The following is an 11399-nucleotide window of genomic DNA, read 5'->3' as shown; positions in this document are numbered from 1 at the left end:
GCCCGTAAGGCTCCTGCGTCGCCAACGGGCACGGCCCTGCGGGCCGCCCGTTGGGTCGCTGCCGGCGCGGGAGGGGTCCCCCTTCCCCCCAGGCCCCCCATCCCCTCCCCAGCGCGCTTTTAGAGCATTTTGCCTTTTTCAAAGGCAAAATGCGAGGCGGCAGCACAGCGCCGCCCGGCCAAAACCAGGCGGAATGACCGCGTTTTTTCCGCGAAACGACAGACCGTATGGTTTGGAACGCGAAGCGTTTCAAACTGAAAATGCTCTATCAGGGGAGATGCACGACAAACGCGGCACGCAGGCCGCCCCTTTGTCTGACCGTCCCCCGGTGATACGGAAGGAAGAGGGGGAGGGAGGACGAGGAGATGTCCTTTACGTCGTACGGTGGAAAGATCTCCCCGACGCGCTTGCCACCGGGGAGTCGGACTACATATGCAGGAGGACGGACAGCGGGACGCCATCCAGCGCACGACGGCCGTTGAGGGCATCCAGTTCCATGAGGATGCAGCATCCCGCCACTTCCGCGCCGCTCTGGCGGACCAGACGCAGCATGGCCTCAGTCGTGCCGCCCGTGGCCAGCACATCGTCCACGATCAGCACGCGGTCCGTCTCCCTCAGGGCGTCCTGATGCATACAGAGCACATTGGAGCCGTATTCAAGATCGTAGCTGACGGAAAAGGTGGCGCACGGCAATTTGCCGGGTTTGCGGATAGGGGCCAGACCGATGCCCAGACGCTGGGCCAGAGGCGCAGCCAGCAGGAAACCGCGGGCCTCGGGGGCCACGATCATGGACGGCCGCAGAGGGAGCGCCTCGGAGACCATCCAGTCGATCACGCTGCCGAAGGCTGCGGGAGAGGCCAGCAAGGGCGTGATGTCGTAAAAAAGGATGCCTGGCTGTGGGTAATCAGGGACCCGTCGAATGAAAGAATCGATATCCATGAGTTCCTTTGGGCTGTGGGGGGAAAAGGTTGATGGGCGCTGGAAACGACATGTCCGTCAGCCGTCCGGCCGGCCGCACGGGAACCGTCCGCCCCGGGACGGATGTCCGTGCCGGGCAGTCGGCTGGCCTCTGACGGAGATGAGGCTCCATCTTCCTCATCATAGCTTGAAGATGGTGGGACGTAAAGGGCAGCGACAGTTCGCCCCTGAAAGCAAGTACCGATGCGCCGAGGGAGAAAGCCCCGCCGCCGTGAGGCGACAGGGCTTCTCATGGAGTTGCGCCGTCACATGCCGGAGCGAGCGGATGACCGCATTTTTCCAGCGAAACGACAGACCGCATGGCCTGGGACGTTTCGCGGGAAAAACGGAAAATGCTCTATATCTGAGGGCTAGGCAGATTTAGCCTCAGTTCTGAAAGGCATCCATTTGTGGTGAATGGAAAAAGCGCTCCCGGACGGCAAAAGCTGAAAACGTGGCCTTTGGAAAGATGCACACCCCGTCGCACCGTGGGACTGGCGGCAAAATTCAAAACGTATCCAGCGTCAGAAGAATATCATAAACGTACATACGAGTGATATACCCCAAGCATAAAAGAACGTAACCACGGAAAATAATATATATTTTGTACTCATACTTAGCTGATTCCATCCGGAAAAAACCAAAATTTTATATACTCTTTTTTCACATCATTCATATAATTTATCTTTTAGAAATATCGTATTATACTCCGTGTTAGCGAAGCGTTTTTTCCTTTCTCCAAAAGAGAAAAAAGAAAGGGGGGATTGTTTTACAACTCCCCCTTCTTTTTTCATTTGCAGCGGTCGGTCAAGTCTGCGGGCTGACTATTCACCTTTTGTTTTGCTCTTGCAAATACTCTTTTTCAGCTTCACGAATAAAGTCAGTATTCACATTCTTAGGACTTCCCCCTTGTACCCTCTTTGGCTTGTTTTCATCCTCACGCTTCTCAAAAGCCTTAGCTATTTCATCGGCTGTTGGCTCTTTTTTTTCCTCACAACCGACCAGAGAAAAGCTAGACAGAACCAAAAGGGAAATAATAATCATAATTTTTTTTCTCATAGCCTACTCTCCTTTTTGCTTTTCTGATTTGCGACCATTTTTCTTCCTCTCCATCTCCTTTTCCTGGGGCTGGGGCTGGGGAGGGAAAATCTGTTGTGCTTTTTTGCTGCTCTTCTCTGAGAGCCTGTCTCTGCTGCTGTCTGGTTGCTTTCCGATCGCGTATAACATCTTTTTGCGTCTTAGGGCATTTTTCGTTTGAAACGCTTTGCGTTTCAAACCATACGGCCTAGCGTTTTGCGGGAAAAAAACACGGTTTCTCCGTTCACTTCGGGCCGGGCGACGCTGTGCCGCCGCCTCTCATTTTGCCTTTTTCAAAGGCAAAACACTCTAGACTTATGTGATAAATTTCATTTTTTTATATTTTTGCCAATCTCCTTCGTATCTAAATCATCGAAAATTCCATGTACCTTGCTTGGATCTCCTCCCTGTACCATATTCCCCTTTTCCTTCTTTGCTATTTCATCGGCTGTTGGCTCTTTTTTTTCCTCACAACCGACCAAAGAAAAGCTAGACAGAACCAAAAGGGAAATAATAATCATAATTTTTTTTCTCATAGCCTACTCTCCTTTTTGCTTTTCTGATTTGCGACCATTTTTCTTCCTCTCCATCTCCTTTTCCTGGGGCTGGGGCTGGGGAGGGAAAATCTGTTGTGCTTTTTTGCTGCTCTTCTCTGAGAGCCTGTCTCTGCTGCTGTCTGGTTGCTTTCCGATCGCGTATAATATCTTTTTGCGTCTTAGGGCCTGTTAATACAAATTTTACAAACAATTTTCAATAGATAATGAAAAATAAATTGTATACACGCCGCTTGTTTTTGGGACGAGAGTGCCTCGTGTCTTTGACTCTTCCCCCGGTAAAAGCGCGCTGGGGAAGGGATGGGGGGCTTGGGGGGAAGGGGAGCGACCGAATGGCGGCCCGAAGGGCCGTGCCCGTTGGCGACGCAGGAGCCTTACGGGCATCAACAGCAGAGCGAGGGGTTCCCCTTCCCCCCAAACAGACAGCGAATGGTGTCAACAGGCTCTAATAGGAAGCCGGGAAGAGCTTGGGATCGACCGGCTTGAGCCGCTTTTGCAGGAACGCCTTGCCGCCGTCGCGCGTTTTGCTGATGAAGCTGACCACGCTGGCCTGCTTGCCGTTGGAGGTGAGGTAGAGGATCTTCCGGGTGCCGTTCTTGGTGAGTGACATCACATAGCTGTTCCCGGACTTGACCGGTTTGCTCATCGGGAGGCCCTGGTCTTTTGCCTCATTGCGGAGCAGTTCGATATTCTTTCTGGAAAGCAAGGATCCGTCATCCGGCCCCACCAGTATCGCCATCAACTCGTCCGTTCCTTTCTCGTGGGCAAGGAAGTTCAGCCTTCCGCCCGCCCCTGTCGTCTGCGCCGACACCCAGCCGGGCGGCAGTTCCAGCGTGAAGTAAGCGTTCTTCACCGCCTCAGCCATTTTGGGGAACAGTCCGGGGACGTGCGACGTAAAATGCTTTTGCATGAATCCCCCGGCGGCATCGCCGGCAAGCGTGACCACGCTCTTCAGCTTGCCGGTGTATGTAATGAACTGCCGCCCGTTGCGCTTTTCCCAGTTTTTCATTTCTTTGCGGTCCTGAGCGGCGGTCTTGTCATCGTCGAACGACCGCAGCACCGTGATGATGACGGAGATCCCGTCCGTGTTCAAGGCCTCGACCCGTACCCCACCATCCGGCGTGGCGGCATCCTTGAACAACACCCAGCCGCGCGGCAGATCCAGCGTAAAGAACTCGTTTTTCACCTGCCGGGTTTCAAAGAGCTTTTCCATGGCCGCCGCCACCGCTTCCGCTCTGGCGGCGTCGCGCTCCTCTTTCCGGGCACATCCGCCGACAGCCAGCAACAACGACAACACGAGCGGCAGCAGGCCGCCGCGGACAGCAAAAAATCTTTTCATCCTCCACCCTCCTCTTGTGTCGCCTCCGTCCTCCCCAATGTGGGAGGACAGCCTCTCTTTTCACACATTTTGCCTCTGAAAAAGGCGAGAGGCGAGGCGGCGGCACAGCGCCGCCCGGCCAAAACCAAGCGGAAAAACCGCGTTTTTTTCCGCGAAACGACAGGCCGTATTTTGGAACGCGCAGCGTTTCAAACCGAAATTGCTCTAGCCTGCCGATGGAGAGCGGAAGCGTCAATCCGTTCGTCGGGCCGGTTTTCCCGACGCACGGGCACGCCCGCCGGGCCGCTCTTCCCCAAAAGGAAGCCCCGCCGCCGGGAAGCGACAGGGCTTTTTCGTCCGGTGGCACGGTCCACGCACACGGCGATCGAAAAGCAAAACGCCGGGCGGCGACACAGCGCAGCCCGGCCAAAACCATGCGGGATGACCGCGTTTTCCCGCGAAACGACGTACCGTATGGTCCGGGACGCTTCGCGGTCCAAACGGAAAATGCTCTAATAGGAAGCCGGGAAGAGCTTGGGATCGACCGGCTTGAGCTGCTTTTGCAGGAACTCCTTGCCGGTGTCGAGGGTCTTGCCGATGATGCTGACCACGCTGGCCTGCTTGCCGTTGGAGGTGAAGTAGTGGACGCCATTGGCGCCGTTCTTGCTGAATTCCACCACATAGGACTCACCGACCTGCTTCATTTCGGAGAACTTGAAGCCGTTGGCCTTCATGTTGTCCACGGTCTGCGTGGCGATGTCCTTGATGGGCGCGGTGGACGGCATGGCGGCGACACTCACGGCAGTCCCGTCCTTCTTGCTCTGGACGACGGCCACGGTATTGCCGTTGGGCAGTTTCTGCACCTTGCCCGGCATTTTCCAGTCAGCGGGCAGGTCGAGCGTAAAGTAATCGGTCTTGACTTCCTGAGCGCAGACGGCGACGGCCAGCAGCAGTACGGTCAGCAGGCTGCTGCCGCAGACGGCAAGAAACTTCTTCATTTCCAACACTCCTGAAATATCCTGTCCCTCCCCGCGGACAGGGCGTTATGCGGATGCCGGTCCCGGCCCGCACTGGCGGCCGTTCCGGTCGAAAGGCCGGGGAAAGCGCCTGCGTACCCTGCCCCTTTCGACGAAAAGAGTCAATCTTTTCTCAGGGAAAAGAGGTAAACGACGGCTGCCGCAAGGGCACACGCGCATTTTGCCTGCGCCGTCGTCTGCCGGAGCGGGCGTGCGTTCCCGCTTTGGCGCAGCAAACCGTCAGTACTGCTCCGCTCCGGGGCATTTTTAGGGAGGACGCGAAGCGTTCCACTCCATACGACCTGTCGTTTCGCGAAAAAACGCGGGCATCCCGCTGGGTTTGGGCCGGGCGGCGCGTGCCGCCGCCTCGCATCCTATTTTTTCAAGGGCAACAGCCCAGAGCAATTCCACATTGAAAATGTGGATCGCTCTGGTGGGCGCGAGAGCGACTACCCGCACGAACACACGGAAAAACCACGCTTTTTCCGTAGTGTGAGGGCAGCGTCCGCATTGAGATTGGACACGATTTCCATGCTGATCCGCTCTAGAAGGAGGCCGGGAAGAGCTTGGAATCGATCGGCTTGAACTGCTTTTGCAGGAACTCCTTGCCGGTATCGACGGTCTTGCCGATGATGCTGACCACGCTGAAAAACTTTCCGCTGGTCGCAAAGTACTGGATGCCTCTGGCTTCGCCCTGGGAGAATTCCACCACAAAGGAGTCCCCGACCTGCTTTATTTCGGACATGTCGATGCCCTTGGCCTTCATGTTGTCCACGATCCGTGTGGCGATGTCCCTGATGCGCCCTGTGGACTGCATGATGCGGATGCCCACGACGGTTCCGTCCTTTGTGCTCTGGACGACGGCTACCGCAGTGCCGTCGGGCTGGGTCTCCACCTTGCGGGATTTCCAATCAGCGGGCAGATCGAGCGTAAAGTGATCGGTATCGATCTCCTCGGCGCACACGGCAACGGCCAGCAGCAGTACGGTCAGCAGGCTGCCGCCGCAGACGGCAAGAAACTTCTTCATTTCCAACACTCCTGAGATCGCCTGTCCTTCCCCGTGGACAGGGCGTTTATGCGGACTACCGGTCCCGGCCAGAACTGACGGCCGTTCCGGTCGAAAGGTCGGGGAAACTGCCTGCGTACCCTGCGCCTCGTGACGAAAAGAGTCAATCTTGGCACATTTTCAGTTGGGAACGCTTTGCGTTCCCAACCTTACGACCTGTCGTTTCGCGGAAAAAACGCGGTCATCCTGTTTGCCTGAGGTCGGGCGGCGCTGTGCCGCCGGGGGACCGGCGGGCGGGGGCAGGCTCGAGTGTCGCGTCTCCCCTGCATCCTCCCAGACAAAAGCGCGCTGGGGAGGGGTTGGGGGGTCTGGGGGAGAAGGGGAACACCTCCCGCGCAGGCGGAGGGGTTCCCCTTCCCCCCAGTCGGGCCGCGCCTGTTAGGCGACGCAGGGGCCTTACGGACATCGACAGCAGGGCGAGGGTTCCCCTTTCCCCCAGATGGACCGATACCCGTAACGCCGCAGGCGTCACGGGTATCGACGGAGAGCGTCTGCGGCTCTGTCTAAAGGATATACTGACTGAGGTCCTGGTCCTCGCGCACGTCTTCCAGATGGTCGCGGACATAGTCGCGGTTGACCATGATCTGGGCGCCGCGCATGTCCGGCGCATCGAAGGATATCTCGGCCAGGATCTTTTCCATGATGGTGTAGAGGCGGCGTGCGCCGATGTTTTCGGTGCGGCCGTTGATGGTCTCGGCAAAGGCGGCGATCTCTTCCAGACCGTCGTCGGAGAAGCTCAGTTTGACCTGTTCGGTGCCGAGCAGGGCTTCGTATTGCCGGGTGAGGGCGTTGTCCGGCTCCTTGAGGATACGCAGGAATTCCTCCTTGCCCAGCGGCTGGAGTTCCACGCGCAGGGGGAAGCGGCCCTGGAGTTCGGGGATCATGTCCGAGGGTTTGCTGAAGTGGAAGGCCCCGGCGGCGATGAAGAGGATATGGTCCGTCCGCACCATGCCGTATTTGGTATTGACGGAGCTGCCTTCCACGATGGGCAGCAGGTCGCGCTGCACGCCTTCGCGGGAGATGTCCGACGTGCGGTTGGTGCTGGTGCTGGCGATCTTGTCGATCTCGTCGATGAAGATGATGCCCATTTGCTCCACGCGCTCGCGGGCGCGGTCGGCCAGGGCTTCCTGATCCACGAGCTTGCCGGATTCTTCCTGCACGAGGACGTTGAAGGCTTCGCGCACTTTCATCTTGCGGCGGCGGTGTTTGGGGGGGAAGGCCTTGCCGAACATGTCCCGCACCTGGCTGCCCATCTGCTCCATGCCCGGGATGGCGAAGATGTCGATGCTCGCGCCGCCCTGCTCCACCACGTCCATCTCCACTTCCCGGTCATCCATGAAGCCGAGGCGGAACTGCTGGAGGAGCTTCTCGCGCGTGGACTGGCGATCCTCCACGCCGAAAGAATTGGGCAGGAGCAGGTCCATGAGCCGGGATTCGGCCGCGGCTTCGGCCGACAGGCGCACGCGGGCGTTCTCCTCCTCGCGGACGAGGTTGATGCCTATCTCCATGAGGTCGCGCACCATGGACTCCACGTCCCGGCCCACGTAGCCCACTTCGGTGAATTTCGTGGCTTCCACCTTGATGAAGGGCGCGCCGCTCAACTTGGCCAGACGGCGGGCGATCTCGGTCTTGCCCACGCCGGTGGGGCCCATCATGATGATGTTCTTGGGGGCGATCTCGTCCCGCAGCTCGGCGGGCAGGTGCTGCCGCCGCCAGCGATTGCGTACGGCTACGGCCACCATGCGCTTGGCCTGTTCCTGTCCCACCACATATTTGTCCAGTTCCGCCACGATTTCCCGCGGAGTCAGTGCGCTCATGAGTTCTCCCGTCTGTCGGATGCTGCGATGTGGCCGCCGCCCTGTCCGGCAGGCCCCGGTGGGGGCTGCTCGCGGGCGGCGAGCCAGATCAGCATAGTCGCTCCGGCGGCATCTTGCAATGACCGCGCGGGGCGACATCCGGCGTCAGGCACAAAAAAAGGGGGGCCGAAGCCCCCCGGGATCGTCATGCCGTGCGGCGGACTAGGCGTCGCCGTACTTGTTGGGACCTTCGGTCCCCTTCTGCGCCAGAAGATAAAGCAGGATAATGGCGCCGATGAGCGGGATGAAACCGATGAGGACGAACCAGCCGCACTTGTTGATGTCGTGCAGGCGTCTCACCGCCACGCTGAGGCCGGGAAGGAGCGTGGCCAGCGAAAAGAGGCCGCCGATGATCCTGAAGATGCTGGCGATGGCCGACATGCCCAGCGCACCGAAGCTAACCTCCAGGATCAAGAGGGCGAGGGCGACGACCACCTGGAACAGAAAGAAATACCAGTACTCGGCGCGCTTTGCCCTGCCGTTGAAATCAACGTACTTCTGCCGCAGGCAGCACATTACCGCCGCCTTGAAGTCCTCAAGATTCATCCCTCCCTCCACAGATATGTTCATGTTGCGCCGTCAGGCGGAAAAAAAGCGGCTCGCGCGGGACGACTGCCGCTTCAGCCACATCGGCCTCCTCCGTCGGGAGGTTCACGCCGCCGCAAGGACACGCAGCGGCGCCCCCTGTCGCTTCCGACGCGAGGCCTTTCCCATCGCTCAAAGAGCAGGGAAATATCTCCCTTTTCGTGCCCTTTGTCAATATCGGTCATGCCCTATTTGTCCGCTGGAGGGCGGCATCCTCCCCGGCGGCCGTCCAGACGGGAGGCATCCACGGCAACAAAAAAGGGGGCCGAAGCCCCCTTGATCGTTGGTGCATGTTCAGTTTGAAGCGCGTTGCGTTTCAAACCATACGGCCTGGCGTTTCGCGGAAAAACGCGGTCATTCCGCCTGGTTTGGGCCGGGCGGCGCTGTGCCGCCGTCTCGCATCTTGCCTTTTTTTCAAAGGCAAAATGCTCTATGCCGTGCCCGCTTGCGGGCGATCCTCCGCCGCGGCGGCCACCGGCCCATTGGGGCGCATCTTCTGGAGAAGATAGACGACCACCATGAGCCCGATGCCGATGGCATCGGTGATGAGACCGGGCGTGATGAGGGTGATGGCCCCGGCCAGCAGCAGGAGGCGCTCCCAGATGAAGAGGTTACGCAACCAGAAGCCCACGCTGGCAAAGGAGAGGGACACGATGCCCAGCACGGCGGTGGCCACATAGCCCGCCACCTGCACGCCGGTGGCGTTGATCATGAGCAGGCCGGGATTGTAGCAGAAGATATACGGGATGAGGAAGCCCGCCAGCGCCAGCTTGACGGCCATGAAGCCCGTGGCGTTGGGCTCGGCGCGGGCGATGCCCGCCGCGGCGTAGGCGGCGAGGGCCACGGGCGGCGTCAGGTCGGCAAGGATGCCGAAGTACATGATGAAGAGGTGCGCTGCCAGCGCGGGCACGCCGAAGTGCATGATGGCCGGGGCCGCGATGGTGGCCAGCACGATGTACTTGGCCGTGGTGGGCAGGCCCATTCCCAGCACGATGGAGGCCAGCATGGTGAGCACGAGGGTGAGGGCGAAGCTGTCGCCGGACACCACGAGGATGGCCTGCGCGAGCTTGAGTCCCAGACCGGTCAGGGTCACCACGCCGATGACGAAGCCGGTGCAGGCGCAGGCCGCGGCCACGCCGAGGGCGAGGCGGCCGCCGTTCTCCATGGCCGTCAGCACGTCGCGCACGGTCATGGCGTTGGTCTCCACGAGGGCGGTGCTCACGCTCTGCCCGGCGTAGCGCGCGCCGCCCACGGCCTTCCAGTTATTGGCGAGCCAGGAGATGATGACCGTGGCCAGGATGCAGTAGTACGCGGACTTGAGGGGCGTATAGCCCTCGACGAGCAGATAGATGAGCACGAAGATGGGGATCAGCAGATAGCCGCCCTGCCGCAGCACGATCCAGACCTTGGGCAGTCGTTCCTTGGGGATGCCCTTGAGGCCCATGCGCTTGGCTTCCATGTGGACCATGAGGCCCACGGCCAGATAGTAGAGCAATGCCGGGATGAGGGCCGCCTTGGCGATCTCCACGTAGCCGATGCCGAGGAACTGGGCCATGATGAAGGCCGCCGCCCCCATGATGGGCGGCATGATCTGTCCGCCGGTGGACGAGGCGGCTTCCACCGCGCCCGCGAAGGAGCCGCGATAGCCCACGCTCTTCATGAGCGGGATGGTGAAGGTGCCTGTGGAGACGGTATTGGCCACCGAGGAGCCGGAGATGGTGCCGAAGAAGCCGCTGGCCAGCACGGCCACCTTGGCCGGGCCGCCCACATAGCGTCCGGCGGCGGCCAGCGCAAGGTCGATGAAGAACTTGCCGAGGCCGGTGCTGTGCAGGAAGGCCCCGAAGAGGATGAAGAGGAAGACGAAGGAGGCGGACACGCCCAGCGGCGTGCCGAACAGGCCCTCGGTGGTCAGGTACATCTGGGAGACGATGCGCTGCACGCTGAAGCCGCGATGGCCCAACATGCCGGGGATGAGGTTGCCGAACTTGGCGTAGAGCAGGAATACCACGGCCACCAGCGTGATGGGCAGGCCCACGATGCGCCGCGTCGCCTCCAGCACCAGCACGATGGCCGCGCAGCCGAAATAGAAATCCATGTCCGTGGCCGGTCCGGCATCCAGGACGATGACATCGTAATTCCAGACGATATAGGCGCAGACGGTCGCCCCGGCGATGGCGAGGATGACGTCGTACCAGGCCAGCTTGTTGATCTTGTCGGCCCGGGCGGGATAGAGCAGATAGACCAGCGTCAGCACGAAGCCCAGATGGACGGCGCGCTGGATCTGCGGGGGGAAGGCCCCCATGGCCGCCGTATAGAGATGGAAGGCGGAAAAGGCGATGCAGAGCAGACGAATGAGGATATCCATCCAGCCCTTGAAGGTGCGGTAGACCGATTCCTTGTCGTACTTGGCCACGATCTCGGAAACGTCCATGGTCTCCTGACTGCGCGCCACGGCCACATGGTCCACATCCTCATGGCGTTCCTGTTCCAGGGCAAAGCCGCCGGACCCCTCCTTGTCAATGATCCTCATCCGTTCTTCATGACTCATCTGTTCACCTTACCTCACTCGAAAAAACGTTCCGCGGCAATCCAAAAAACCCCGCACGCGGCGGGGCTATATATCAGGCTTAGGGCTTGTCATCAATATGGAAGGTCAGGGCCGAGCCCGGCGGGGCCACCCTGTCCAGCGGCAGCTCGTGCCAGCCGCCGCCCGCGGCGGGCAGCAGCAGCGTGTGCCGGGCGATGCGTCCGACCCGCAGGTCGAAGCGCGGCAGGGCACGGTGGAAACCGCTGATGACCACCTTCCCGTTGCCCGTGGACATGCGCTGGCCGCCTTCCGGCATATGCGGCAGCCCAGCCCCGAAATCCTGATACTCGGTCTTTTCCAGATACAGGCAGCCGTCGTTGACGGCGAACCAGTCCGTCACCGGCGTCCGCGCCACGGAATGGATATAGCGGATGCCGAAAACG

10 protein-coding genes are annotated in these 11399 nt (G+C 60.0%); all 10 read right to left on the bottom strand.

The window, feature by feature from the left end; genetic code table 11:
- Positions 1-426 precede the first annotated feature (426 nt).
- The gene (locus Q0K00_RS09630; protein ID WP_297228974.1) at positions 427-939 is read right to left on the bottom strand and encodes an adenine phosphoribosyltransferase; all 513 of its coding nucleotides are present in this window, start codon (positions 937-939) and stop codon (positions 427-429) included.
- 846 nt (positions 940-1785) lie between these two features.
- Positions 1786-2016 (bottom strand): hypothetical protein, encoded by a 231-nt coding sequence (locus Q0K00_RS09625; protein ID WP_297228972.1) that lies wholly within the window; start codon positions 2014-2016, stop codon positions 1786-1788.
- 347 nt (positions 2017-2363) lie between these two features.
- The gene (locus Q0K00_RS09620; protein ID WP_297228970.1) at positions 2364-2570 is read right to left on the bottom strand and encodes a hypothetical protein; all 207 of its coding nucleotides are present in this window, start codon (positions 2568-2570) and stop codon (positions 2364-2366) included.
- A gap of 463 nt (positions 2571-3033) precedes the next feature.
- A complete protein-coding gene (locus Q0K00_RS09615) occupies positions 3034-3801 on the bottom strand; it encodes a hypothetical protein (protein ID WP_297228968.1) in 768 nt (255 codons plus the stop codon).
- Positions 3802-4418: 617 nt separating this feature from the next.
- Positions 4419-4904, bottom strand: a complete 486-nt coding sequence (locus Q0K00_RS09610; protein WP_297228966.1) for a hypothetical protein — start codon at positions 4902-4904, stop codon at positions 4419-4421.
- 562 nt (positions 4905-5466) lie between these two features.
- Entirely contained in the window at positions 5467-5949 is a 483-nt protein-coding gene (locus Q0K00_RS09605) for a hypothetical protein (RefSeq protein WP_297228964.1), read from the bottom strand.
- Positions 5950-6491: 542 nt separating this feature from the next.
- Positions 6492-7805 (bottom strand): ATP-dependent protease ATPase subunit HslU, encoded by a 1314-nt coding sequence (hslU, locus tag Q0K00_RS09600; protein ID WP_297228962.1) that lies wholly within the window; start codon positions 7803-7805, stop codon positions 6492-6494.
- A 201-nt stretch (positions 7806-8006) separates the two neighbouring features.
- Positions 8007-8390 (bottom strand): DUF805 domain-containing protein, encoded by a 384-nt coding sequence (locus Q0K00_RS09595; protein WP_297228959.1) that lies wholly within the window; start codon positions 8388-8390, stop codon positions 8007-8009.
- Positions 8391-8859: 469 nt separating this feature from the next.
- A complete protein-coding gene (locus tag Q0K00_RS09590; RefSeq protein ID WP_297228958.1) occupies positions 8860-10959 on the bottom strand; it encodes a TRAP transporter permease in 2100 nt (699 codons plus the stop codon).
- 97 nt (positions 10960-11056) lie between these two features.
- A partial coding sequence (locus tag Q0K00_RS09585) for a DUF1850 domain-containing protein (protein WP_297228956.1) occupies positions 11057-11399 on the bottom strand: 343 nt, incomplete at its 5' end.

This window comes from uncultured Desulfovibrio sp. (genome assembly GCF_944327235.1).
Classification (GTDB): Bacteria; Desulfobacterota; Desulfovibrionia; order Desulfovibrionales; family Desulfovibrionaceae; genus Desulfovibrio.
Note: the sequence above shows the minus strand (reverse complement) of the source record. Positions and strands in the feature narration are given on the sequence as shown.